The organism is Bradyrhizobium sp. AUGA SZCCT0158 (assembly GCF_018130065.1).
Classification (GTDB): domain Bacteria; phylum Pseudomonadota; class Alphaproteobacteria; order Rhizobiales; family Xanthobacteraceae; genus Bradyrhizobium.
In genome coordinates, this window is the sequence record NZ_JAFCME010000004.1 from 17320 (window position 1) to 41497 (window position 24178).

Genomic DNA, 24178 nt, shown 5'->3' on the forward strand with positions numbered 1-24178 from the left:
ATCTGGGGGAGGGGCTTAGGCGCGGCTGAGCTCGCGATACAACGCTCGCTCGAAGTCGCCATAGAGCGCCACGACCCGATCATCGAAAAACGGCAGCATCTGCGTGAACAAGGCACCTGCTACCTTCTTGTGCGAATCGAGCCAGAAATAACAGTTGAGCAGACCTGCCCAGGAAATGCTGCCTGCGCTTCGTCCGCTGACTACCGCCTGCTGATTGATGTCGAACGAAAGGCCCCACTTGTGAGCTTGGCCCGGGAATTGATTGAAGCTGTTCGAGAAGCTTGGTTGAACCGACTTCATCTCGATGACGTCGAGCGGACCAATCTGGTTCTGCATCATAGATGCAACGGTCTCAGGGCGGAGAATCTGTGCGCCGTTCAAGGTGCCGCCATTCAGCAACATGCGAAGAAATGTCATGTAATCCTTGGGCGTACTGAAGGCGCCGCCTCCACCCATGAAGAACTCCGGGCGCTGAGGCATCTCGAATGCAGCCGGAACCAGCGTGCCGTCAGACTGTCGATTGTGAAGTGTGGCCACTCGCCGCTTTTGCGCGCTGCCGATCAGAAAGCCGGAATCCCTCATTCCGAGAGGAGAAAAGATGTTCTCCCGAAAATAGACTTCCAGCGATTGGTCGCTCACGGCCTCAATCAACTTGCCGATCCAGTCCATGCCGATGCCGTATTGCCAACGTTCGCCGGGGTCAAACTCCAGTGGAGCGGCGAAGGCGGCATTCTGGCACGTCGCGATGTCCGGCATGCCCGTGACCTTCTCATACAGGGTCAGTTGCTCGCTCCAGATCGAGTAAGTGTAACCGGACGTATGCGTAAGGAGATGCCTGACGGTGATCGGCCGCTTGGCGGGGCGAAACCGTGGTTGGCCGTTGCCGTCAAAGCCTTCGAGCACTTTGGGTTCTGCGAGCTGAGGCAGTATCGTCGAAGCTTCCTGATCGAGGTGAACACGACCCTGCTGCACGAGTTGCATGCAGGCGGCCGCCGTGAACGCCTTTGTCAACGATAACAGCCAGAATACGGTGTCCATGGACATCGGCGTGCCATCCGCCGTGTTAGCCTTCCCAAAACCACCTTGATAGGCGATCCCGTTCGCCGATGCGCCAACCGCAACCACGCCGGCAACTGTGCCGCTGTCGACGGCTTTTTGCATCAAGGCATCCAACGCCACGGAATTTGATGGCTGTCGCGTCGCCCCTTCGCCGGCGGCGATAGCCCGCCAGGAACCAGCGGAGGCCATCGAGGCCGCGGCGATAAGACTCGCGGACTGCAGAACGTTTCGACGATCGATCAGCATTTCGATCCCTTCAAACAACCTGAGTGCCGGCTCTGCGGCGATCGTCTGGTATTAGCTGCGTGCAAAGCCGGCCGTGAGTGCGATTAACTTGTTGACGTTGAATGCCCAAGCCGATCCGTCGGTGCGGACGCGGCGGTCGGCATCGAGATCGTTGGCCAGGCTGACGAGACCGTAGTGGTGAGGAACGGGGGCCGCGACGAGGCTGTTCACGATCTCGGAGACGATCGTTAGGGGGGACGAAACGCTGGTGTATCTTGCGTCCTCAAGTACGGTTTCCCCCGGAAACAGCCAAGACATCGGGCTGACGTCGGTGCCGCCGATGCGAACGGGAGCCTGCACGATATCGAGATGCCTGCCCATGATGCGGCAGAGGTGATTGAAGACCAGTCGATCCCAGATATAGAATTGTATCGTGACGTCTCGCTTGTTGGGATCGAACAGCCGATAGCCTGCGAGCGTATCGGCCCGTGCGCGGGCGATATCCTGCATCATGAACTCGAGCCACTGACGCAGGATCTCTCCCTCGGCGTCAACTGAGCGCTCCAAGACTAACAAGGCGCGGTCGCGATTGGTAAACGCTCTGCCATAGCCAGCATTTGTGCGTTCGGCACGCCGTAGGAGATATTGTATCCGAACGCGAAGGTCAGGCCCGATCCAACGTCAAAGTCCGCGGAAATGTTGACGCGGATGTCGGAGAAGCTCGGCAAGACGGCCGATGTGCCGGCCCGATCCGGTATGGCTGCGGGGAGGGTGTTCACCAAAGTTAGACCGCGGGCGACGAGCACTGTTCGCTTTGCGCGGAGGGTTTGATGCGATTCGAAGACGATGTTGCCTGCCGACGCTGCTGAAAGGCTTTGAACATTCGTGATCCCGCCTTCGAGAAGCTTGCCGCGCGCACCCTCGATCAGGCCGGCTACGCGGCTGGGATGGTCCAGGTCCTTCGCCATGGTCCAACAGTAGGCCGACTGTGCCTGTTGGGCGCGCGCCGGCGGGGTCGGGATAGCCGCGGCGGCGTCCTCCTCGGTCGACCATTTGTAGCCGAGATAATCGCAACCGGAGCATCTGTGATCGACATGCCAAGGCAGGTCGCGCCAATCCGGTTCGCTCAGGATCTTGCGGAGGTCGTGCCGCAAGAATCTGGCGACGCGCCCCAGAACGACCTCCGGCGGCATCGTTTCCAGATCAGCGGCCAGGGCAGCCAGGTATTTCTCCTGATGCCGGTCCATCACATGATCCTTCACGTCCTGGCGCAACTGGACCTCGATACTGGACGCGTCGTGGCGGCCTGGCCAGATTGCGGCTTCTTGCGGCAAGACCGTCGCAGCTCCTAGAAACCGCCTGCGACGCGTGCGGCGGCCTATTCGTGGCCCGGATAAGGTTGGCGAGATCGGGCGAGATTCGCGGTTGCCGTCATAGAGGTCTGCTCGAGGCAGATCTGGTCGGTCAGCCCAGAAAGCTTCTCCTCGGAATAGCCGCTAACGCGGCAATCCGTGCTCAACGCCGACATCGCAAAGGCTCGGTTCACCGCTTGCGCAACGGTTCGTCCAAATGCGCAGACGTCCGATGTTCTCGGCAAGCTCAGCATCAATGAACTGACCAAAAAGGTTTTGCTGCGCAATTCTCGAGTGACCTCGTCGCCATTTTGATACTCGCGCCGCCGCACATCATGCAGGTGCCATTTCCGCACCAGCCAGGAATTGCCGCACTCGCTGGCTCCGCGGTTTCAGCGCGGCCGAGCCCGTCGCCGTGGCCGAGGAGGCGGTCGGGCCGGAGGAGGGTGATCGCGGTGACGTTGCCAAGTCAGCGGTTCAAATCCCACGAAATGCCCGACGCTCCCGACCGAGTATGCCCGATACGCAGCTCGCCGGTTTTTCGGACTATTCGGACTGTCGAATCGAAGCGGTTTCGCGCCGCTCGGAGCCGGCCGCAATCGGGCGGGCGACCGCCTCATCCGGAGTGACGCCGGACGGCGGATCCGATGGCTTGCAGTGCACCCGCGAAATCGCTGACAGGTTGGATGGCAAACCAAAGCAAGGCAGCCGAGGTTTTACGCTGCAGCCAGGCTCTCGCGAGCGAAGCGGGGGCGCCTTGCAGCTTTGAATAGAGGGTTGTGCAGGAATATCGCGAACCGAATGCAGATTTAGAGCGAACGCTACATCTTGCCAGACTCAACTTCCAAAGCTGGACTCAAGATAGGGTTCACCAGACTCAATTTGGGTCGATCGCTACACAACGGATCATGCACGAGGCGCTCCTGCCATTTCGCATAAGGTTCATTACGCGAATTAAGAGCTAGACATGAACTGCCTGCCGAGCATGCTTAACGCCATCAGGACGCGGCTAACGTCTCCATGAATTCTTCCATAGACGGCTGCTTCGCGTATTGCAGCTTAAGAAGATCTTCAACCTTAAGATTGGTGTAGCGCTGAAGCTGTCGCCAATCCTTGTGTCCGGTGACCAGAGCGACTTTTTCGATTGGAAGTCCTGCCTCGAACAGACGGCTCGTTCCCTCGTGGCGGAGATCGTGGAAGTGCAGGTCGTCGATCTTGAGTTCATCGCAGGCCCGGGTGAATGCCGCACTTACCGATTTGTGATTATGAGGAAAAATCCGTCCATAACCTCGAGTGACAATCCGTTGCTGAAGCACGACTTCCCACGCGTCATAGCCCGTTAGATTGAGCAGAGGTACTTTCTGGTCATTCCCGTCCTTGTTCCTTGGATCCTTTCTGTCCTGAATGACCACTAATCGTTTTTTCATGTCGACCAGTGGCCACTCGGGTTTGCAGATCTCTTCCTGGCGCAAAGTCGTCGCCACGGCGTATCTGACGATCCGTCCCATCGGTATGAATTGCCGACGGTTCGTCTCAAAATATTCGATCAATTCGTCGAGTTCGTCTTGGGTGGGGCGTCGGTCACGCTCGTTGCTCTTTCCGACCAGATTGAGATGACTTAATGCGACCCGCGCGAGGCGAGCTTCCTCGGCGGAAACCTCGATGCCGTGCACAGCGGCGGCATGTGTGATGATTGTTCGGATGAAAGACATATCGATCGCCAACGTTGCGGGGCCGGCGCCTTGCTTGGCGCGCTTCCTTCCGAACTCGATCAGTCGTTCTCGATTCAGTGCGGGAAGCTTCACGCTGCCGAGCTGAGTCTTCAGCGATGCCATTACGGCAGCTTTTGAGCGGCGAGGGGGCTTTCCAACCTCGTGCATGTCCTCATCGTGCAGGTCGATCAGATCGCCGAACGTGCGAACGTTGCGCACCGCGCGGGGCTTAGCCGATCCGTTCCGGTCGATGTTGCGCTCCATTTCGAGCGCCCATTCTTCTCCGTCCTTGCGTCGGCGGAAGGTCTCGGCCACATAGCGGGTCTTCCGGCGGACCTGGACGCGCCAGTTTCCCGAAGTCAATTGGGTGAAGGTCGCCACGCGTGTGCACTCCGACTTTCGTGTGCACTATGTGTGCACTGAGAGGTCAAAACAGGTACAAACGTGTGCAATTTTGGCTAGTTTGGAGTGCACACGTTCGTGTTTCATCCCCTTGAGAGCATAGGGTAAATCGTTGAAATCGCAAGACTATCGCTTTTCTGTGGCGCCCATGATGGATTGGACTGACCGGCATTGCCGCGTGTTCCACCGTTTGATGACGCGGCGTGCGCGGCTTTACACGGAGATGCTGACGACCGGCGCCATCATTCATGGTGACCGAATGCGGCTGCTCGGCTTTGACCAGAGCGAGCATCCGGTGGCGCTGCAGCTTGGCGGCTCCGATCCGCGCGATCTCGCCACGGCTGCGAAGATCGGCGAGGATTTCGGCTATGACGAGATCAACCTCAACGTCGGCTGTCCGTCGGACCGGGTAAAGGACGGCCGCTTCGGCGCCTGCCTGATGGCGGAGCCGGCGCTGGTTGCGGACGGCGTTGCGGCGATGAAGCGTGCGGTGAACATTCCCGTCACGGTGAAATGCCGTATCGGCATCGACGACCAGGATCCGGAAGTGGCGCTGGACGTGCTGGCGCGCGGCGTCGTTGCTGCGGGGGCCGATGCGCTGGTCGTGCACGCCCGCAAGGCCTGGCTCAACGGCTTGTCGCCGAAGGAGAACCGCGACATTCCGCCGCTCGATTACGACAGGGTCTATCGGCTGAAGGCGGCATTGCCGGACGTGCCCGTCATCATCAATGGCGGGATCGGCAGCCTCGCCGAGACGAAGGCGCATCTTGCCCATGTCGATGGCGTGATGCTGGGGCGGGCGGCCTATCAGGAGCCGTGGCGATTGCTCAATGTCGATCCGGAATTGTTCGGCGAGGCGGCGCCGCATGCGACCATGAAGGATGTGTTCGACGCGATGATGCCCTACATCGAAAACCAGCTCGGGCAGGGCACGCGGCTGCATTCGATGACGCGGCACTTCGTCGGCGCCTTTCACGGCGTGCCGGGGGCGCGTGCCTTCCGCCGCCATCTCGCCGAAAACGGCGTCAGGCAAGGCGCCGGCGCCAACGTATTGTGCGATGCGATTGCGCTGGTTGATATCAGCGCGGCGTCCTCGATCGCGGCGTGACGCCACACCATCTTCCACCGGCTCAGTTGCCGGTCCGACAGATATCGCCTTGACAGCGCAATCATCCCGTCCGTAACCTCAGCTCACAAAATCAAAAAAACATCAACCAAGGAGAAATTGCTGCCAAAAGGGAGGAGAGAATGCTCAGGTACACGTCTATCGTCGTGGCTGCTGCCCTCGGACTCGCCGCCACCTTTACGGAGCCAGCCCAGGCTCAGACCCCGGCTCCCAAGCCCCTGGTATTGAAGGGCCAATCGACCCATCCAGCATCTGCGAACTTCCACCTCATCTTCAAATTGTGGGCCGAGACAGTCGAAAAGATGTCGGGCGGTCGCCTCAAGATTGAAACGCTTCCCGCCGGCGCCATCGTTCCCCCGTTCGAAGTCTTCGACGCAACGTCGAAGAACGTTCTCGACGTCGGAATGGCGCCGTTCGGCTACATTCTCGGCCGCAACACCGCAACCATCCCGATGTCGCACGGTCCGCTGTTCGGCATGGACGGAAGCGACTACTGGGCCTGGTACTACGACGGCGGCGGCATGGCCCTGCTGGAAGAATTCTACCGCGACGTCCTCAAGCTCAACGTCGTGGGCTTCCCGATTCCGACCGACTATCCGCAAGGTATGGGTTGGTTCAAGAAAGAGATCAACAGCCTCGCCGACCTCAAGGGGATGAAGTATCGCATCTACGGCATCGGCGCGGAGACCTACGGCCGGCTTGGCGTGTCGGTCGTCACCATACCGGGCGGCGAGATCGTCCCGGCGATGGAGCGCGGCGTGATCGAAGGCGCCGAGTGGATCAACTGCGAGGAAGACAAGAAGCTCGGTCTGCACCAGGTTGCGAAGCACTACTACACCCCTGGCATGCACGAGCCCGTCACCGGCGGCCAGTTGATGATCAACGGCGATGTCTGGAAGAAGCTGACGCCGGATCTGCAGGAGATCATCAAGGTTGCCAGCGTCTACGCCACGACGCAGCGCAATTTCTCCTTCAACCGCGAGACCGCGCAGGCCTGCCAGGACCTCCTCAAGATGGGCGTCCAGTTGCATCGCACGCCGGATGATGTCTTGAAGAACTTCCTCGACGAGTGGGAGAAGATCCAGTCCGAGTACGCCGCCAAGAACCCGTTCTACAAGAAGGCGATGGACAGTCAGAAGGCCTACGCCGAGAAAATCGTCCCGTTCAAGCTTTCCTGGTTCCCGCCTTATAATTTCGCCGGCGAGTACTACTGGAAGGACAAGGTCTATCTGCAGAAGAAGTGATCCGCTTTCGCGCGCGCAACTGGCGTCATTGACAGGCGCCAGTTGCTTTCCAAGGGGATCATGATGTCGACTGACGGCGGAGCCTCGTATCCTGCTGGCGTGGGAAGTGAGTTTCCACACGCCTTCTACACGATCATTCGAGCCATTGACCGGTTCTCGGACGTCACCGGCAAACTCATCTCCCTGACGATGCTGTTCCTCGTGGTGACGATCACCTACGAGGTCGTGATGCGTTACGGGTTCAATGCCCCGACCGCCTGGGTTTACGAGTCGAGCTTCATGGCCAACGGCTCAGCCTTCATGCTCGCCTGCGGATACGCGCTCTACAAAGGCGCGCACGTTCGAACCGATATCTACTGGGAGAACTTTTCGGAACGCACCAAGGGGATCATCGACATGATCTCCTACATCCTGCTGTTCTACCCGGTCATGATCACCTTCATGGTGGTCAGCTACGACGCCGCATTGCATTCCTGGGACACCGGCGAGCGATCGCAGGAAAGCGTGTGGCGCGTGATCATGTGGCCGTTCCGGGCCACCATCCCGCTGGCGGCGGTCCTTCTCATGCTTCAGGGCGTCTCCGAAGTACTGAAGTGCTGGTATCAGATCCAGTTCGGGCGCGAGTTCGAGCACAAGGAAAAGATCGAGATATGACCGGACTCGAGCTGCTTGGCCTATTCATGCTGCTGGTGATGCTGGGGGCGATCTTCATCGGTCTGCCGATCAGCTTCACGCTTTTGTTTCTCGCGGGCGTGTTCGGCTACATCGGCATGGGGCCGCGGGTGCTCAGTCTCGCCTACCTGCAGACCATCGGCATCATGAAGCAGGACGAGCTGGTCGCGGTGCCCATGTTCATCCTGATGGGCTTCATCTGCGATCAGGCCGGGCTGATGGAACGACTGTTCAGGGCGTTCCGCGATCTGTTTGCGCCGTTGAAGGGCGCGCTTTACGTGGTCGTCATCGTTACCGCGACGCTGTTCGGCATCGCTGCCGGAACCGTGGGCGCGACGGTGGCGCTGCTCGGCATCATGGCCGGGCCGATGATGATCCGCTCTGGCTACGACGTGCGCATGTCGGCGGGCGCGATCGCGGCCGGCGGCACGCTGGGCATCCTGATTCCGCCGTCGGTGATGCTGGTCGTGATGGCACCAGTGCTCGACATTTCGATCATCGATTTGTACGCGGCCGCGTTCGGCCCGGGCTTCCTGCTGTCCGGCATGTTCATCGCCTACACGCTGATCCGCTGTCACTTCAATCCGAAGCTCGGTCCGCCGGTGCCGCTCGACGAGCGGCCGGAATCGATCAAGATCGTGCTGTGGGAGTGCCTGGTCGGCCTCGTTCCGGTGACGGTGCTGACCATCGTCACGCTGGGTGCGATCCTGGCCGGCATCACGACGGCCGCGGAGGCCGCGGCACTCGGCGCGCTCGGCGCCATCCTTCTGGTCATCCTCTACGGCAAATTCACGTGGAGCGGTTTGCTGCAGGCCTGCTACAGCACGATGGCGACCACCAGCATGGTGCTGCTGCTCGCCGTCGCTTCCAACGTGTTCGGTGCGGTGTTCGCATGGCTCGGCACCGCCAGCTGGATGACCAATGCCCTGCTGGCCTCGCCGCTGCCGGCTTGGGGCACCATGACGCTGCTGCTGACGCTGATATTCCTGCTCGGCTGGCCGTTCGAATGGCCGGCGATCGTGTTTATTTTTCTCCCCATGCTCGCGCCCGTGGCCAAGGGCCTCGGCTACGACATGGTGTGGTTCGGCTGCATCGTCGCGGTCGTGCTGCAGACGGCGTTCCTGTCTCCACCTGTCGCGATGTCGGCCTATTATCTCAAGCAGGTCGTGAGGGAATGGAATCTGCGGTTGATCTACCGCGGCATGGCGGACTTCATGGTCATCCAGGTTCTCTGCGTGGTCCTGGTGTTGATATTCCCCGCGATCGCGATGTGGTTTCCAGGCTGGCTGCAGGCACGCCGGGATGCCGAACGCAAGAAGGTGCAGATCGAATATGTGGTGCCCGCTAAAGTCGCGGCTTCCGTGCTCGGGCCGAATTGACCCGCGCCGAGTGACTTACTGCGAGCCGCCGCCTTACCACTGATAGCGGACGATGCCCTTGCCGGCGTAGCTGTCGGTGACGTCCGAGAACTCGCCCTCGAAGCTTGCCGCCACCGAGAAGCCGTTCAGCCATTTCGCTTCGGCGGACGCGCCCACGAGTGCACTGTTCCTGGCCTGCGCGGCGCCGTTGACGACGAAGGCAGAGGCGGGCAGCGTCTGGAAGATCGCGCTGACGCTGCGGTCGGTGTTGAAGTTGTGGGCCCAGGCGGCGCGGCCGCGCAGCGTGACCACGGCATCGGTGGCCGCGAAGGAGGTGTCCGCGCGAAGTCCGAGCTCGGTGCGCGGGGCGGTAACGTTCCGCTCGGCGTAGGACAAGGCGAACGTGTTGACGCCGGCGACAACCTGTTCGGTATAGTTGGGCAACCACAGCGTGGTGAACTGGCCCGCGGCGTAGGGCGTCAGCCCGCTGGCGCCGAACGCGTAGCGGTAGCCGCCTTCGAGCCGGCCCGAGAGCGCGTTGGCGTCGAATTTGGCGCGGTAGCTGTTCAGCAGCGCGATGCGATCGGTCGTGACGTCCTGCCAGCCATAGGCGAGGGCGCCGGCGAGGTAGGCCGCGCCGATATCGTGCCGGCCGTAGACGCCGGCCTGGAACATCTCCGACCGGCCGCCGCCGAGGCCGTTCACGAGGTCGTACTTGGTGCCGGCGCCGCCGAGCGAAAAGCCGACCAGCGTGCTTGGCGCAATTCGATAGTCCAGACCGGCCGCGCCGCCATAGATGCGCGAGGTGTAGGAGTTCGAACCGACGGCGGCGTTGCCGTCGGTCGATTGCGTGCCGCCATAGCCTGCGCCCCAGACGCTCCAGCGCCGTTCGAACGCCAGCGGCCGCGCCTTCATCGCCATCTTGGCATAGGCCTCCCGCTCGCCCGCGTTGCGGCCTTTGCGCGCGGCATAAGCCAGCGCCTCGTTCTCGTCGGCATAACCGGTTGCGCCGGCCGGCGGCGCGCCGCCCGAGCGCGTCCCCGTGAAGAGATCGGTCATTACGTTGATGAACTTGTCCATCGCGTCGAACGTGGTCTGCTGCGTGCCGGTAGCGGCTTCGCCCGATACCTGGGTTAGGCCTGCAGGCGTCAGCGCACCGAACACCAGCGGAATGCCGCCGGTGGTATTGAACGAGTTGATGAGCGCGTTGGCGACAGCAGTCTGGTTGCCGTTCAGGCCGCTGGCGAACCCGGGCGAGAACGTCAGATTGAGATCCAGATAGGCATTTTGGGCGTCATAGCTCAGCGAGCTCACGAAGCCGGCCGGCAGGTTGGTGTTGACCACCGAGCCGAAGGTGCCGTTGACGCCGCCGGCCGCGTTCACGATCGTGTAGCGCCGCGCCACATAAGCGCCATTGGCGTAGATAGCGGAAACGGTCGCGCCGCCGAGCGTCGCGCTGCCGGTGACGTTGGTGAGGTCCGAATTCGTCGGTGAGATTTCGATAAGGTACGTCGCCGCTGCGGTGAAAACCAGGCTGCCTTGCACCGAGAGGGTGCCGATCGAATTGCCGGGCGCCAGCGTGCCGCCCGCGATCGTGAGGTTGCCGACCGTGCCGGTGCCGCCGAGCGTGGCGCCGGCATTTACCGTGGTCAGGGCCGACGAGGCGATCGAACCATTCACCAGCAGCGTGCCGGCGTCGACGGTCGTATTGCCGGTGTAAATGTTGTTGCCCGCCAAATTCAGCGTGCCCGTTCCGGTCTTTATCAGTTGCCCGCCTGTTGCGCCGGGGTCGCCGCAGGCCACGCCGCTGGCGCCGCAGTCGCTGATGACGCCGGTCACCGTCGTGCTGAGATTGTTGCCCCCGACCGTGACCCGGCGGGCGCCGAGATAGAAATTGCCGCCGCCGGCCAGCGAGCCGATCGTGAGCGCACCATCATTCGCCGGACCAAGACTGTGGGCGAAATCGACCACCGCCAGGGCACTGTTGGTGACGGCGGCATTTCCGCCGGTGGCCCTGACTACGAACTCGAGCAGGCCATTATTGGTGATGACGGCGTTGCCGGCGCTGCTCTGGGTTTGGAAATTGAGAAGATTATTGTTGATGAAACTGGCGTTGCCGCCGCTGCTGCTGTCGAAGAAACGCATTTCGCCGTTGTTGACGAACGTGGCGGTTCCGGCCGTACTGGAATTGCCAAAGCGAACAAACGCCCCGGCGTTGTTGGTAATCGTGGCCGCGCTGCCGTTGACGATGCCGGCGGCATTGAAGGTCAATGTCTGCGTATTCGTGAACGTGTAGGCGGGCGCACCCGCATTGAATGTCCACCCGCCGATGGTGGTATTGGCCGAGAGGGTCAGGCCTGTAATGTTGGATGCACCAAAGAACGCGACACCCGTCGGGACTGTGCCGGGATTCCAGTTCGTATTGGTGTTGAAGTCGTTCGAGCCGGGCGCGGCGAGCCAGGTAGCGTCCTGGGCTTTCGCCGGCGCCGCGAGGCAGGTCAGAACTGCAATCGCGGCAGAGATTTGAAGGCGGCGGCGTTGTGAACCCGGGGTGACGTTGTTGCCGTTGGCTGACTTGGTTGCCGAGCCCGTGCCCGATCGAAATTCTCTTGCCATTCCCATTGCTCGCAACTCGTACGGCCGGGCGCTCCAGAACGCGCCCTGACAACCGTCACTTTGATCTTTCTACTTAAGCGAGGGGCGAGTGGCTAGGTTGGGCAATGTATTCAGCAGGCAATAACGCGTAAAATGGTGGGCGCCTGTGGCGTTTCCGCAACGGAAAAACCTTCGAATATCCCTCAATGGCTGGATTCCGGCGCCGGCGCGTTGCATTTTGCATGGATTCAACCCCCGCTAGCCCGCGCTCGCAGACTCACACGGCCGAGCCGCCCGGTGCCCTAATCCTTTTCGGTCGGACTTGGCATCGAATGCTGGACTTCAGGAGTTCACCTTACTGTTGCGGCGGCTGGCCGTTGGAGGCGGAAACGCCGCCGTCCACCGTTACGTTCGCGCCGGTCATAAAGCTTGCATCGTCGCTTGCCAGAAACGCGATGACAGCTGCTATCTCATCAGGCTCGCAGACCCGTCCCAGCGGAATTCGCTCCGCAAACTTTGTCAGCAGCTTCTCGTCATCCATCATGTCCGAGGTCATGCCCGTGCGGGTCAGACTGGGGCAAACCGCATTGATGCGGACACCCTTGCGACCGAGATCCAGCGCCAGTGCGCGTGTCAGATTGACGACAGCGCCCTTGGCGGCATTGTATGGACTCATCCCCCAGTCGCCTCCCAGCCCGGACACCGAGACGGTGTTGACGATTGATCCTTTGGTCTTCTCAAGATGCGGTAGCGCCGCACGACACCCGTAAAAGACGCCGTCGAGGTCGGTCGCCATGACCTTGCGCCACTGCGCATCGGTGATTTCGGCGGGATCGCCGCCCTCGAAGATCCCGGCGTTATTGACCATGACATCCAATCGTCCAAAGCGCTTCACGACGGTTTCGACCATGGCCTGCGTCGCCGCGCTTTCCGAAACGTCGGCGACATGCGCAATGGTCAATTCCTTGGGCAAATCGGCTGCGACATTCGCCAGTGGAATCTCGTTGCGATCGACCAGCGCAACACAGGCGCCCTCGTCGGAGAAGCGGCGTGCCGTTGCCTCCCCGATGCCGGACGCTGCGCCGGTCACGATCACTACTTTTCCTTGGAAACGCTGCATGTTGACCTCTCGTCTTAGAGTACCGTCAACGCTGGTAGGTGCAATCGAGGTAACTCGGGAAGGGCCATGCTGCGGTTTTTCGAGCAGGACCCTTCCATGGGCCTAGGCGCAGTCTGTAAACGAGGTGACCGGATCAACCCGCCGCCGTCCGGTTGACGCCTTTGCGAAGCGCGACGGTGTTCAGTTTGGTGTTGGCCGCCTTTTCTTCGTTAAGGTTGGTGGTGAGGAAGCGCACGATGTCGTCGTGCCCGAGTTCTTCCGCCCAGGCGATCAGGGTGCCATAGCGCGAAATCTCGTAGTGCTCGACTGCCTGTGCATTTGCGATGATGGCTGCATCAAGCACGGATTTGTCGTCGATCTCGCCGGCGGTTGCCTCGGCTTCCTTGATCAGGCCGTCGATCGCCGGGCAGTCGGCGCCGGAAGGTGTCTTGCCGAGCTTCTTGAAGACCTGATCCAGCCGTTCGATCTGCTTGTTGGTTTCCTCGAGATGATTCTTCAGTCCCTGCTTCAGGTCGCGGTTGGTGCTTCGCTCGACCATCTTCGGCAACGCCTTGGTAATCTGCTGCTCGGCGTAGTAGATATCCTGCAACCCATGCAGCAGCATATCGTCCATTGTTTTGATCTCTTTTGAAAACAGTCCCACGGTATCCTCCGTCAAAAAAATACACCCAGAACGGGCTCTTCAATCAACGGGCAGAGTGCATGCTGGTTCCTACGATCCTCTGGTTTGGACGAATTGACGCGTTGGCCTAGTCGACTTGCGCGAGGCCTGAGACCGCCGGCGCATTCAGCGGCGTGCCGTCGGCGGCGAAGTGAGAGCCGTGGCAGGGACAGTCCCAGCACCGCTCGAACGAATTCCAGTGCAAATGACAACCGACATGCGTGCAGGCGGCCGAACGCTTGTATAGTTGGCCATGATCGTCGCGATAGGCCGCTATCTTCGAAAGGCCTTGCCGGACGATGGCGCCGTGGCCGGGCTTCAGATCGTCGAGCGACGACAATTCGCCGGGCGCCAGATACTCGGCGATATTCTTCACCACCGTTGTGTTCTCGCGCAGGAAATTTCCGATTGCCGATGGCGTCTTGCGCGACGGCTCATACACATCGACCCACTTCGCCTCCCTGCCCAGGATCAGGGATGAATTGATCAGGCTGCCGACGACGCCATGGGTCATGCCCTGTCCGGAATCGCCGGTGTGAACGTAGATGCGCTGCTGGCCGGGATTGCGGCCAATGAAGGCGGCATAATCGATGGTGTCGAGCACCTGGCCGGACCACCGGTGGCTGACTTCGCCAAGAGCCGGCATCAGATTCCGCGCCCAGGCCTCCAGTGCCTGGAAGCGGGCATCGGCGTCGTCGGCTTCGCCACTCTTGTGGTCGGCGCCGCCCACGATGACGTAGTCAGTCTGGCCATCGCCCGGCTGCAGTCTCACATAGTGATAGGGATCGAGCGTGTCCCAGTACAATGCGTCGGGCAGGGCGCCCCGCTTGATCCGCATGGCCATCGCGTAGGTGCGATACGGCGCCATCTTGGTGTGCAGCGCGACGGTATTGTTGATCGGCGAATTGGTGGCGACAACCGCCGCCGCTGCCGTGATATTGCCTCGGTCAGCCGTGACGACGACGGTGTCACCGCCACTTTCCTCCACCGCGTGAACGATAGTGCCGGCATACAGCAAGCCGCCTCTCGCCTCGATGGCGCTGACCAACCCCTGAAGATACTTCAAGGGATGGAAGGTGGCCTGTCGTGGATAGCGCAACACGTGCTGTTGCTCGCAATGCGCCAGCGCCTCGACACCTACAAGGCGGTGCACCGGCGCACCGACCTTGCGAACGGCATCCATCTCATCATCGATGATGGCTGAGTCCGTGTTCGGGGCCTGAAACAGGAAGCCGTCCAGCCGGCGGAAATCGCACGTGATATTTTCTGTCTTCTGGATCTCTTCGATCCGGTCGACGGCAGCGGCCTGGCTTTCGTAGAAAGCGCGCGAAATTTCTTCGCCGCGCAGCCTGATCATTTCTGACGTCAGGTCGTCGCACAGCGGGGCGAGGTGTGCGGTGGTTCGGGCGGTGATGCCTCCCGCGATCGAGCCGCGGTCGACCACGATGACCTTCTGACCCTGGATGGCAAGTTCGTAAGCGGTCGAAATTCCGGCGATACCCGCGCCGATCACGATCGTATCGCAGGATCGGGCGCCCTCGAACGGGCGGGCGTTTGGCGCGACCTCGACGTCCATCCACAGGGAACGAGACCGCTTGTCGAAGGAGCTCGTCATTGAATGCTCGATATCCCTCAGCAAATAGATTTGGTTACCGGGAATCAAATCCGCGCGAACCGAATTGTTCCTAACCAGGTATGCCCCTCAGCCGCGGTTCATCGATCGAGCAGCAGACGCAACTTGAGGGCGTCTGCGGGGGCCGCGCTCTTCTGGTCGTTATCGAAATAAACGTAGACATCGCAACCCTGCTTTTTCCAGGATCGGATACGCCGCTTCCAATCGGCCAGCATCTTGGGGGAATAGTGCCCCTTGTAGCGTCCGCCTGGCCCATGGCCTCTGATGTAGACGAAGTCGGCCGTTCGTTTCCACGGCGCCGGCGCATCATGATGATCCGAAATGCAGAGTGAGATATTCCGGTCGGACATCAGGCGGAATACCTTCGGAACGTACCAGCTTGGGTGACGGAACTCGAAACTGTAGCGGCGTTTGTCCGACAGCAACCCGAAAAAGGACGCCAGCCTTTCGGCGTCGGCGTGAAATTGCGGAGGCAGTTGGAACAGAACCGGACCAGCCTTCCCGCCAAGCAGCGAGAGGCGGTTCTCCAGCAGTTCAAGGCTGTTGGCGGAGTTGTCGGACAGACGCTTCCAGTGGGTGATGAATTTCGACGCCTTCCACGCAAACACGAAATCCTTGCCGGTTTGGGCGCGCCAGCTTTTGACGGCCTCCGGCGTCGGCGTTCGATAGAACACGCCGTTCAGTTCGGTGGTCGGAAACTGGCTGGCGTAATATTGAAGCTGGTTCTTGAGCGGCAGCCGCTCGGGAAAGAAGCGGCCGCGCCAGGAATCGTAGTGCCAACCAGAGGTGCCGATCCAAACCCGCGCCATTGCGATTTCAATGCGGCTGGGGTGCAGCTGGTTCCTATCGGAGCGGAAATCTCGGCCGGGAACGATCGCACCGGCGCAGCGCCCTGCGCGATGCTATCGCGCTAGTTGCCGGCTGCGCGGTCGCGCCGGGGGCGGCGCGGGGGGCTGACGCTGCCCGTCACGTCGGGATAGCCGTGCAGCATCAGCTGGTCGGCCTTGACGCCCCAGCTTTCCAAGCGATCCAGAAAGCTCATGCCGAGCAGGTTGGTTTTCATCTGCCCGCGCTGCACCACCAGCGCCGGGACCGATTTCTCGACGAGATGACCGACCGCGAGACGATCGAGCGTCAGCCGCGCCGCCTTGGTGTGCCCGCCCACGGTTTCGACGTCGACATTGTATTCGAGCATCTCCAGCGGCAGCCCGATCGCCTTCGCGGTTTCCCAGGTCAGCACCACCGAAGTCGCGCCGGTGTCGATCACCATCGGCGCCTTGACGCCGTTGATCTTGGCATGCAGCGCGAATTCGCCGGCCTGGCCGCGCGCGATCTGCACCGCGGGCGCCGGCTGCAGGCTGTGCCGCCGCAGCATCTGCGAGACGGAATCGCTGGCGCGTGCGATCTGTTCGGGGTCGCCGTAAGCAACGACGGCGCCGGCGGTGGCGGCGAGCATGATCAGGACGAGCAGGATGCGGCTCATCGCGCGCCTCCGTGGGCGGTCCTGCGATCGATCAGCTGGACGTCGGACGCTCCGCGATCTGCGCCAGACCGGCCTCTGCCATGCGCGCCGGCAATCCCGCCATCACGGCGAGCCGCTCCGCGCTGTCCATGCGGTGCCATTGCGCGATTTCCGGCAGCGTTCGTCCGCAGCCGAAGCAGAGTTTGGTTTTGGGGTCCATCATGCAGACAGCGATACACGGCGTTTCTTTGCTCATTCAGGGAGTGTGAAATGCTTTCGGTGGTTTGCGCAAGCGCTCCAGTTACAGTCCAGTTCCGGCGCTCATGATCGGTTTGTGGCGCGCCCGGCGTTTCTCATCCGCGGTCGCAATGATGACGGGCTCCGGCTGCAGGGGCGGGGCCTCTTCGGCCATCGGCGCCAGCGCCGACATCACGCGCTCCGGCGGGAAGGTGACGATGACTTCGGTGCCGATCCGCAGCTTCGATTTCAGCGTGAAGGTGCCGCCATGCATGTCGATCAGGCTTTTGGCGATCGGCAGTCCGAGCCCTGCGCCCTGTTCGGCCGACTTGATCGAGTTGGAGCCCTGGCCGAACGATGCCAACACGATCGGGATTTCGTCCTCGGCAATGCCGGAGCCGGTGTCTTTCACGCTCAGATACTGGCCGCCGGACGCGGTCCAGCCGACCTTCAGCCAGATATCGCCGCCTTGCGGGGTGAACTTGATCGAATTCGACAGCAGATTGAGCACGATCTGGCGAGTGGCGCGCTCATCGCCCCAGATCCGCGGCATGCCCTGTTCGAACACTTCGTGGATGGTGATGCCGCGGCTGGTGGCGCGCAGTTTCAAAAGATGGTGGCAGTCGGCGACGACATGCACCAGCGACACCGCTTCCTCGTTGAGTTCATAGCGGCCGGCCTCGATCCGCGACAGGTCGAGGATCTCGTTGATGAGATTGAGCAGGTGGACGCCGGAATTGTGGATGTCGGCGGAATATTCCTTGTAGACCGGCACGGTGTGCGCGCCGAAAATTTCGCTCTTCATCACCTCGGAGAATCCGAGGATCGCGTTCAGCGGCGTGCGCAGTTCGTGGCTCATCTGCGCGAGAAAGCGCGACTTGGCGACGTTGGCGGATTCGGCGCGATGCCGCGCCTCGTCGGAGATCGCCTTGGCCTGCTCGAGCTCGCCGATCAGCGCATCCTTTTCGGCGCGCGCCTCCAGCGTCGCCAGCGTTGTCGAGTGCAGGCGATGGGCGAGCAGGGCGAAATAGCCTTCGGCGGCCAGCGCCAGCATGGCGAGCGCGTAAGTGTCGAAGGTGCCGCCCAGCACGAAATTCAGCGCGATCGCGGCCGTCACCGGCGCGGTGGCCGCCAGCGCCGCGATCGGCAGGCTGGCCGCCAGCATGCTCGACACCGCGATCACCAGCAGCATCAGGAACATCATCATCGTGTTGGACACGACGTCGAGGCCGGCGGGGTGGATCAGGATCGCGGTCCAGCACAGCCCGTAGAGCAGGTCGAGCAGCACAAATCGCGTGCGCCATTTGCGCGTGGCGGCGAGCGAGGGCTGCACCGCCAGAAACCTGCGGCAATTGCGGATGATGACGGCATGGATGCACAGCATGCCGAAGGTCCAGGCCATGGCCGCTATCACGTGCATCCAGAAGCCGAACAGCACACCGGTCGCAACCACCAGCAGCATGACGACATAGGAGGCCGACATCCGGGTCTGGGCATATTGCCGGAGCAGTTCGGTGTCGAAAGCCGGGCGGGTTCCGCTGGTCGACGTTAACCGGTCGCGCGCCTCGCGCACCCGCTGCGCCGCGGCGCGCCGGGTGTTGACCGGCGGGGCGACAGGCGGGTCCGCCGGAAGCTGGACAACCTCGGGCTTTTCTGCGGGATTACTCATTAAACAACACAAACCCTGCCCGCGAACCGCGCGGGCTTTTTGTATTGTCTATCTGTGAGGCCAAATCCTTAAGCGATGACTTAAAGAGCTAAAGAATCCCGTTAACGCGAGGTTAAATTAACTCTTCCCATCGTCATGGCCGGGCTTGCCCGGGCACAGGCGAGCGGAAGCGACGCCGTTCTTCGAACGGCTAGCCCGGGCATGACGAAGGCTGCAAATGTCTCGCTCAGCGCTGCAGCCTTGCCAGCAGGCTCGACGTGTCCCAGCGCTTGCCGCCCATTTTTTCGACTTCGGAATAGAACTGATCGACCAGCGCTGTGACCGGCAGATTGGCGCCGTTGCGGCGGGATTCGGCGATGCAGATCGACAGGTCCTTGCGCATCCATTCGACTGCAAAGCCGAAATCGAACTTGCCGTCGTTCATGGTCTTGTAGCGGTTCTCCATCTGCCAGGACTGCGCGGCGCCCTTGGAGATGGTCTCGATCACGGCCTGGACGTCGAGGCCGGATTTTTTCGCAAAATGAATGCCTTCGGAGAGGCCCTGAACCAGCCCCGCAATACAGATCTGGTTGACCATCTTTGTTAACTGACCGGAACCGGCGGGTCCCAGCAGCTTGCACATCCGCGCATAGGCCGCGATCACGGGCTCGGCGCCGGCATAGGCGTCCGCGGCGCCGCCGCACATCACGGTCAGGACGCCATCTTCGGCGCCGGCCTGGCCGCCGGACACCGGCGCATCGATGAATTTGAAGCCCGCTTTGGTGGCGGCGGCATCGAGCTCGCGGGCGACTTCGGCTGACGCGGTGGTGTGGTCGACGAAGGTCGCGCCCTTCGCCATGCCGGCAAAGGCGCCGTCAGCGCCGATCGTGACGGCGCGCAAATCATTGTCATTGCCGACGCAGCACATCACGAAGTCCTGGCCTTCGGCTGCGGCCTTTGGCGTCGGCGCGGTGCGGCCGCCGAACTTGTCCGCCCATTCCTTCGCCTTGGCTCCGGTCCGGTTGTAAACGGTGACCTGGTGGCCGCCTTTTTTCACCAGATGGCCCGCCATCGGGAAACCCATCACGCCGAGACCGAGAAAAGCGACTTTAGCCATGTGTGCTACCTTATCGTTTGCCCTTGCGGGCTTGATCTTTGGGGGGCCGGACTTCGACCGAAGCTGGGAAGGGCCGGGCGGAACCCTGAGGCGGGTGGCCGCACCATAACCTCTGCGTCATGGAGGGCAACGCCTTCGTTTGGCTGAAAAGGCCGGTTTCGTGCTAATGTCGGACGGTTCAAACAACTCACAAAAAAGGGAGTGAGATCGCATGGGCGTCAGCGTGGGCGTGCTCGATCATTTCAACATCCGGACCCGGAATCTCGCCGACACGGTCCGTTTTTACGAGGATATCCTGGGCCTGGAAAAGGGCGCCCGGCCGAACTTCGCCTTCCCCGGCGCGTGGATGTACTCGGAGGGCAAGGCGGTGGTGCATCTGGTCGATATTTCCAAGACCGATGAGCCCCAAAAGCCTGACTCCGGCGTGGTCCATCACGTCGCCTTCGCCAGCACGGGCTTTGCCGGCATGCAGCAGCGGCTCAAATCCAAGGGGACGGAGTTCGACTCGCGCCAGGTTCCCGGCGGCGATCTTTGGCAGATCTTCGTCACCGATCCCAACGGCGTCATGGTCGAATTGAACTACGAGGCCGCCAAGGAGGGCGGGGTCGTGGCCCCGGCCGAGCGCCGGGACGACGTCGGAGCAAGGTAGCCTTTTGGGCTGCAACGCTCTAAGAGGGCCCCGGTTCTGATGCAATCGGAACCGACTAGAGCGTTTTCCAGCGAAGTGGACACCGGTTCGCGTCAAGAAAACGCGTCAAATCGAGAATCTAGAGCCCCGTTCCGATTTTATCGGAACGGAAAAGGCTCTAGGCTCCAGGAGACGTGCCGTGAGCGTAACGCAGCAACAGGTTCTCGATGCATTGGCCAAGGTGGCTTCGCCGCGCGGCGTCGCCTTGACCAATGCCAATGTGCTGTCGGCGATCACCGCCACTGACGGCAAAGTGTTCTTCTCCATCAACGTCGACGCCGCGGAGGCGCGCGCGTGGGAAAGCGTGCGGGCGCAGGCGGAAGCCGCGGTTCGCGCCATTCCCGGCGTCAGCGTGGCGATGATCGCGCTGACCGCCGAGCGCAAGCCCGGTGCGGCGCCTTCGCCGTCACCCGGCGCGGCGCCGCCGCCGCCACCTCAGCCGCATCGCCATGCGCACGGCGTGCAGCCGGTGTCGGCGCATAAGCCGCCGCAAAGCCCGGCGTCGCCGATGTCCAGGCAAGCAGAAATTCCTGGCGTCGCCGCCGTGATTGCGGTGGCCTCCGGCAAGGGCGGCGTCGGCAAGTCGACGACGGCGCTCAATCTCGCGCTGGGCTTGCGCGATCTCGGCCTGCGCGTCGGCCTGCTCGACGCTGATATTTACGGCCCCTCGGTGCCGCGGCTGACCGGCATTCACGAGAAGCCGAAACTGAACGACGACCGCAAGATGATTCCGATCGAACGCTTCGGTCTTGCCATCATGTCGATCGGCTTCCTGGTCGAGGAAGAAACCGCGATGATCTGGCGCGGACCGATGGTGATGTCGGCGATCACCCAGATGCTGCGCGACGTGGCATGGGGCACGCTCGACATTCTCGTGGTCGACATGCCGCCCGGCACCGGCGACGCGCAGCTGACGCTGGCGCAGAACGTGCCGCTGAAGGGGGCGGTCATCATCTCGACCCCGCAGGATCTCTCCCTGATCGACGCGCGGCGCGGCCTTGCCATGTTCAAGAAGGTCAACGTGCCCGTGCTCGGCATCGTCGAGAACATGAGCTATTTCCAGTGCCCGCATTGCGGCACCCGGTCGGACATTTTCGGTCATGGCGGGGCGCGGCACGAGGCCGAGCGGCTGGGTGTGCCGTTTCTGGGCGAGGTCCCGCTGCACATGTCGATTCGCACCACCTCGGACTCCGGTAACCCGGTGGTGGCGAGCGAGCCGGATGGTCCGCACGCCGCGATCTACCGCGAGATCGGTACCAAGGTCCGCGACCAGCTTCAGGGCGCAAATGCAGCCGCCTGAGGGCCTTATTCTGCTTCCCTGAGACTTTCGTTTAATCAGTGCAGTCATGCCTTTGTCGCGTTTTCGTTAGCCAACTTCCATGTTAAAGCGCCCCCGCCAGAGCGCCCCGGATGACGTGGAATTCGCCCCGCCGGAGGATCGCTCGCGGAAATTGGGAAACGCCCCCGACTTTAAGGAGATGCCTGAATGAAGCGTCGTGATTTTTTGAAAGTTTCAGCGGCCGGTGCTGCCGCGACCGCCGTTGCCTCGCCGGCGATCGCGCAATCCTCGCCTGAAATCAAATGGCGCTTGACGTCGAGTTTCCCGAAGTCGCTCGACACGATTTACGGCGGTGCCGACCAGCTGTCGAAATACGTCGCCGAAATGACCGACAACAAATTCCAGATCCAGGTCTTCGCCGCGGGCGAGGTCGTTCCCGGTCTGCAGGCGCTCGACGCCACCTCCAACGGCACGGTCGAGATGTGCCACACCGTCTCCTATTATTACGTCGGCAAGGACCCGACCTTTGCGATCTTTGCGTCGGTTCCGTTCGGCCTGAACGCGCGCCAGCAGAACTCCTGGTGGTCGCAGGGCGGTGGCGGCGAACTCGGCAACGAGTTCTTCAAGAAGTTCGGCGTGATCGGCTTCCCCTGCGGCAACACCGGCACGCAGATGGGTGGCTGGTTCCGCAAGGAGATCAAGACGGTCGCCGATATGTCGGGTCTCAAATTCCGCATCGGCGGCATCGCCGGTCAGGTGTTGCAGAAGGTCGGCGTCGTGCCGCAGCAGATCGCCGGCGGCGACATCTACCCGGCGCTGGAAAAGGGCACCATCGACGCCGCCGAGTGGGTCGGTCCGTATGACGACGAAAAGCTCGGCTTCCAGAAGGTCGCAAAGTTCTACTATTACCCCGGCTTCTGGGAAGGCGGCCCGATGGTCCACGCCTTCACCAATCTGGAGAAGTGGAATTCGCTGCCGAAGAACTACCAGGCGATCCTCACCAACGCTTCGGCGCACGCCAACGCCTGGATGAACGAACGCTATGACATGCTCAATCCGGCAGCCCTGAAGCGCCTGGTTGCCGGCGGCACCCAGCTTCGTCCCTTCACCAACGAAGTGTTGGAAGCCTGCCTGAAGGCGACCAACGAGCTGTGGACCGAACTGTCGGCCAAGAATGCCGACTTCAAGAAGACCATCGATTCGATGCAGGCCTACCGCTCCGACCAGTATCTGTGGTGGCAGGTCGCCGAATACACCTTCGACAGCTTCATGATCCGTTCGCGCACGCGCGGCTGATCTAATTCCTAAGTCGCACAAGCGAGCCCGGTCTCCGCGAGGAGGCCGGGCTTTTTGCGTTACGCCTTGCAGTTCGGGATGGAAATCGGGAACCGGATGTTCCATGGTGCGCTCGAAAGCCTCGGCAAGAAGGCTCTCGGACACACAACCACAAGGGTAGGATTCCATGAAAAGAAGAGATTTTCTCAAGGTCACAGGTATTGGCGCCGCGGGTGCCGCAACTCTGGCGGCGCCGGCGATCGCGCAATCGATGCCGGAAATCAAATGGCGGCTGACGGCGAGCTGGCCGAAATCGCTCGACACGCTGTGGGGCGGGGTCGAGGTGATGGCCAAGCAGGTCGCCGAAGCCACCGACAACAAATTCCAGCTCCAGACCTTTGCCGGCGGTGAAATCGTTCCGGGCCTGCAAGTCCTCGATGCCGTGCAAAACGGTACCGTCGAGATGGGACATACCGCGTCCTACTATTACTTCGGCAAGGACCCGACGTTTGCTTTCGGCACGGCGGTGCCGTTCGGACCCAACCAGCGCCTCAACCAGGCCTGGTACATGCAGGGCGGCGGCAGGGAGCTGCTCAACGAATTCTACAAGAGCTATAACGTCACGTCGTTTCTGGCCGGCAATACCGGTTGCCAGATGGGCGGCTGGTTCCGCAAGGAGATCAACACCGTCGACGACCTGAAGGGACTGAAGATGCGCATCGGCGGCTTCGCCGGCCGCGTCATGCAGAAACTGGGCGTCGTGCCGCAGCAGCTGGCCGGCGGCGACATTTATCCTGCGCTCGAAAAAGGTACGATCGACGCGGCGGAATGGGTCGGCCCTTACGACGATGAGAAGCTCGGCTTCAACAAGGTCGCGCCGCATTATTACTATCCCGGTTGGTGGGAAGGCGGTCCGATGCTGCTCGGCATCGTCAATCTCGACAAGTGGAACTCGCTGCCGAAATACTATCAAACCGTTCTCGAGCTGGCAGGGCAGTCCGCCAACAGCTGGATGATGGCGAAGTACGACCAGCTCAATCCGCCGTCGCTGAAAAAATTGCTCGCCGGTGGCACCAAGCTGCATAGCTTCTCGCCGCCGATCATGCAGGCCTGCCTGAAGGCGACCAAGGAAATCTATGCCGAGACGTCGGCGACCAATCCGAACTTCAAGAAGGTTCTGGACTCGCTGAACGGTTTCACGAGCAACGGATACCAATGGTTCCAGGTCGCGGAGCTCGGTTACGACAGCTTCATGGCGCGCAACCCGCAGGGCTGATCGTCAAGCAAGCAGCAACTTCAACAAACAAAAACCC

At 61.6% G+C, this 24178-nt stretch carries 22 protein-coding genes; 8 read left to right on the forward strand and 14 right to left on the reverse strand.

Features of this window, described 5'->3' with window-relative positions:
• Positions 1-15: 15 nt before the first annotated feature.
• The 5 genes from JQ574_RS06795 to JQ574_RS06815 all read right to left on the reverse strand — a co-directional run bounded on the left by JQ574_RS06795 (position 16) and on the right by JQ574_RS06815 (position 4729).
• Positions 16-1305 carry a serine hydrolase gene (locus JQ574_RS06795; protein WP_212210740.1) on the reverse strand — a complete coding sequence of 430 codons (1290 nt, stop codon included), beginning with the start codon at positions 1303-1305 and terminating at the stop codon, positions 16-18.
• Between the two features lie 51 nt (positions 1306-1356).
• Positions 1357-1851 carry a hypothetical protein gene (locus JQ574_RS06800; protein ID WP_212383414.1) on the reverse strand — a complete coding sequence of 165 codons (495 nt, stop codon included), beginning with the start codon at positions 1849-1851 and terminating at the stop codon, positions 1357-1359.
• A gap of 2 nt (positions 1852-1853) precedes the next feature.
• Complete coding sequence (locus JQ574_RS06805; protein WP_212383415.1) at positions 1854-2618, reverse strand: hypothetical protein; 765 nt, start codon at positions 2616-2618, stop codon at positions 1854-1856.
• Positions 2619-2662: 44 nt separating this feature from the next.
• Positions 2663-2992 carry a hypothetical protein gene (locus JQ574_RS06810; RefSeq protein WP_212210825.1) on the reverse strand — a complete coding sequence of 110 codons (330 nt, stop codon included), beginning with the start codon at positions 2990-2992 and terminating at the stop codon, positions 2663-2665.
• Positions 2993-3634: 642 nt separating this feature from the next.
• Positions 3635-4729: a site-specific integrase gene (locus JQ574_RS06815; RefSeq protein WP_212210826.1), complete on the reverse strand. Its 1095-nt coding sequence runs from the start codon at positions 4727-4729 to the stop codon at positions 3635-3637.
• A 133-nt stretch (positions 4730-4862) separates the two neighbouring features.
• Here JQ574_RS06815 and dusA point away from each other — a divergent pair, with 133 nt between their 5' ends.
• The 4 genes from dusA (at position 4863) to JQ574_RS06835 (ending at position 9171) form a co-directional block, all read left to right on the forward strand.
• Positions 4863-5858: a tRNA dihydrouridine(20/20a) synthase DusA gene (gene dusA / locus JQ574_RS06820; RefSeq protein WP_212210827.1), complete on the forward strand. Its 996-nt coding sequence runs from the start codon at positions 4863-4865 to the stop codon at positions 5856-5858.
• Between the two features lie 140 nt (positions 5859-5998).
• A complete protein-coding gene (locus JQ574_RS06825; protein WP_212210828.1) occupies positions 5999-7120 on the forward strand; it encodes a TRAP transporter substrate-binding protein in 1122 nt (373 codons plus the stop codon).
• Between the two features lie 60 nt (positions 7121-7180).
• A complete protein-coding gene (locus tag JQ574_RS06830; RefSeq protein WP_212210829.1) occupies positions 7181-7774 on the forward strand; it encodes a TRAP transporter small permease subunit in 594 nt (197 codons plus the stop codon).
• Positions 7771-9171, forward strand: a complete 1401-nt coding sequence (locus JQ574_RS06835; RefSeq protein ID WP_212210830.1) for a TRAP transporter large permease subunit — start codon at positions 7771-7773, stop codon at positions 9169-9171. Before JQ574_RS06830 ends, JQ574_RS06835 begins: the two co-directional genes overlap by 4 nt.
• A 33-nt stretch (positions 9172-9204) precedes the next feature.
• Here JQ574_RS06835 and JQ574_RS06840 read toward each other — a convergent pair whose 3' ends face one another.
• From JQ574_RS06840 to JQ574_RS06880, 9 genes are all read right to left on the reverse strand, one after another.
• Positions 9205-11766 carry an autotransporter domain-containing protein gene (locus JQ574_RS06840; protein WP_249119170.1) on the reverse strand — a complete coding sequence of 854 codons (2562 nt, stop codon included), beginning with the start codon at positions 11764-11766 and terminating at the stop codon, positions 9205-9207.
• A gap of 334 nt (positions 11767-12100) precedes the next feature.
• Positions 12101-12865, reverse strand: a complete 765-nt coding sequence (locus JQ574_RS06845) for an SDR family NAD(P)-dependent oxidoreductase (protein WP_212210834.1) — start codon at positions 12863-12865, stop codon at positions 12101-12103.
• Positions 12866-12998: 133 nt separating this feature from the next.
• Complete coding sequence (locus JQ574_RS06850) at positions 12999-13508, reverse strand: ferritin-like domain-containing protein (protein ID WP_212210836.1); 510 nt, start codon at positions 13506-13508, stop codon at positions 12999-13001.
• Between the two features lie 106 nt (positions 13509-13614).
• Entirely contained in the window at positions 13615-15141 is a 1527-nt protein-coding gene (locus tag JQ574_RS06855; RefSeq protein ID WP_212383417.1) for an FAD-dependent oxidoreductase, read from the reverse strand.
• A gap of 98 nt (positions 15142-15239) precedes the next feature.
• Positions 15240-15968, reverse strand: coding sequence for a DUF72 domain-containing protein (locus tag JQ574_RS06860; protein WP_212210840.1), 729 nt, complete (start codon positions 15966-15968; stop codon positions 15240-15242).
• A 101-nt stretch (positions 15969-16069) separates the two neighbouring features.
• A complete protein-coding gene (locus JQ574_RS06865) occupies positions 16070-16642 on the reverse strand; it encodes a TIGR02281 family clan AA aspartic protease (RefSeq protein ID WP_212210842.1) in 573 nt (190 codons plus the stop codon).
• 31 nt (positions 16643-16673) lie between these two features.
• On the reverse strand, positions 16674-16877 hold the full coding sequence (locus JQ574_RS06870; RefSeq protein WP_212031756.1) for a DUF1289 domain-containing protein: 204 nt from the start codon (positions 16875-16877) through the stop codon (positions 16674-16676).
• A gap of 45 nt (positions 16878-16922) precedes the next feature.
• The gene (locus JQ574_RS06875) at positions 16923-18527 is read right to left on the reverse strand and encodes a HAMP domain-containing sensor histidine kinase (protein WP_212210844.1); all 1605 of its coding nucleotides are present in this window, start codon (positions 18525-18527) and stop codon (positions 16923-16925) included.
• A 226-nt stretch (positions 18528-18753) separates the two neighbouring features.
• Positions 18754-19623 (reverse strand): NAD(P)-dependent oxidoreductase, encoded by an 870-nt coding sequence (locus tag JQ574_RS06880; protein WP_212210846.1) that lies wholly within the window; start codon positions 19621-19623, stop codon positions 18754-18756.
• A gap of 211 nt (positions 19624-19834) precedes the next feature.
• On the opposite strand from JQ574_RS06880, the gene JQ574_RS06885 reads away from it, so the two are divergent.
• From JQ574_RS06885 to JQ574_RS06900, 4 genes are all read left to right on the forward strand, one after another.
• Complete coding sequence (locus JQ574_RS06885) at positions 19835-20272, forward strand: VOC family protein (protein ID WP_209836065.1); 438 nt, start codon at positions 19835-19837, stop codon at positions 20270-20272.
• Positions 20273-20450: 178 nt separating this feature from the next.
• Positions 20451-21611 (forward strand): Mrp/NBP35 family ATP-binding protein, encoded by a 1161-nt coding sequence (locus tag JQ574_RS06890; RefSeq protein ID WP_212210847.1) that lies wholly within the window; start codon positions 20451-20453, stop codon positions 21609-21611.
• A gap of 186 nt (positions 21612-21797) precedes the next feature.
• Positions 21798-22886: a TRAP transporter substrate-binding protein gene (locus tag JQ574_RS06895; protein WP_212210848.1), complete on the forward strand. Its 1089-nt coding sequence runs from the start codon at positions 21798-21800 to the stop codon at positions 22884-22886.
• A 166-nt stretch (positions 22887-23052) separates the two neighbouring features.
• Positions 23053-24141: a TRAP transporter substrate-binding protein gene (locus tag JQ574_RS06900; protein WP_212210849.1), complete on the forward strand. Its 1089-nt coding sequence runs from the start codon at positions 23053-23055 to the stop codon at positions 24139-24141.
• Positions 24142-24178: the final 37 nt, after the last annotated feature.

What these genes read in the sequence shown, in the direction of transcription:
- JQ574_RS06795 (WP_212210740.1), bottom strand. Translation starts at nt 1,305, where the DNA reads ATGCTGATCGATCGTCGAAACGTTCTGCAGTCCGCGAGTCTTATCGCC.
- JQ574_RS06825 (WP_212210828.1), top strand. Translation starts at nt 5,999, where the DNA reads ATGCTCAGGTACACGTCTATCGTCGTGGCTGCTGCCCTCGGACTCGCC.
- JQ574_RS06830 (WP_212210829.1), top strand. Translation starts at nt 7,181, where the DNA reads ATGATGTCGACTGACGGCGGAGCCTCGTATCCTGCTGGCGTGGGAAGT.
- JQ574_RS06835 (WP_212210830.1), top strand. Translation starts at nt 7,771, where the DNA reads ATGACCGGACTCGAGCTGCTTGGCCTATTCATGCTGCTGGTGATGCTG.
- JQ574_RS06840 (WP_249119170.1), bottom strand. Translation starts at nt 11,766, where the DNA reads ATGGCAAGAGAATTTCGATCGGGCACGGGCTCGGCAACCAAGTCAGCC.
- JQ574_RS06845 (WP_212210834.1), bottom strand. Translation starts at nt 12,865, where the DNA reads ATGCAGCGTTTCCAAGGAAAAGTAGTGATCGTGACCGGCGCAGCGTCC.
- JQ574_RS06855 (WP_212383417.1), bottom strand. Translation starts at nt 15,141, where the DNA reads ATGACGAGCTCCTTCGACAAGCGGTCTCGTTCCCTGTGGATGGACGTC.
- JQ574_RS06860 (WP_212210840.1), bottom strand. Translation starts at nt 15,968, where the DNA reads ATGGCGCGGGTTTGGATCGGCACCTCTGGTTGGCACTACGATTCCTGG.
- JQ574_RS06865 (WP_212210842.1), bottom strand. Translation starts at nt 16,642, where the DNA reads ATGAGCCGCATCCTGCTCGTCCTGATCATGCTCGCCGCCACCGCCGGC.
- JQ574_RS06870 (WP_212031756.1), bottom strand. Translation starts at nt 16,877, where the DNA reads ATGAGCAAAGAAACGCCGTGTATCGCTGTCTGCATGATGGACCCCAAA.
- JQ574_RS06875 (WP_212210844.1), bottom strand. Translation starts at nt 18,527, where the DNA reads ATGAGTAATCCCGCAGAAAAGCCCGAGGTTGTCCAGCTTCCGGCGGAC.
- JQ574_RS06880 (WP_212210846.1), bottom strand. Translation starts at nt 19,623, where the DNA reads ATGGCTAAAGTCGCTTTTCTCGGTCTCGGCGTGATGGGTTTCCCGATG.
- JQ574_RS06885 (WP_209836065.1), top strand. Translation starts at nt 19,835, where the DNA reads ATGGGCGTCAGCGTGGGCGTGCTCGATCATTTCAACATCCGGACCCGG.
- JQ574_RS06895 (WP_212210848.1), top strand. Translation starts at nt 21,798, where the DNA reads ATGAAGCGTCGTGATTTTTTGAAAGTTTCAGCGGCCGGTGCTGCCGCG.
- JQ574_RS06900 (WP_212210849.1), top strand. Translation starts at nt 23,053, where the DNA reads ATGAAAAGAAGAGATTTTCTCAAGGTCACAGGTATTGGCGCCGCGGGT.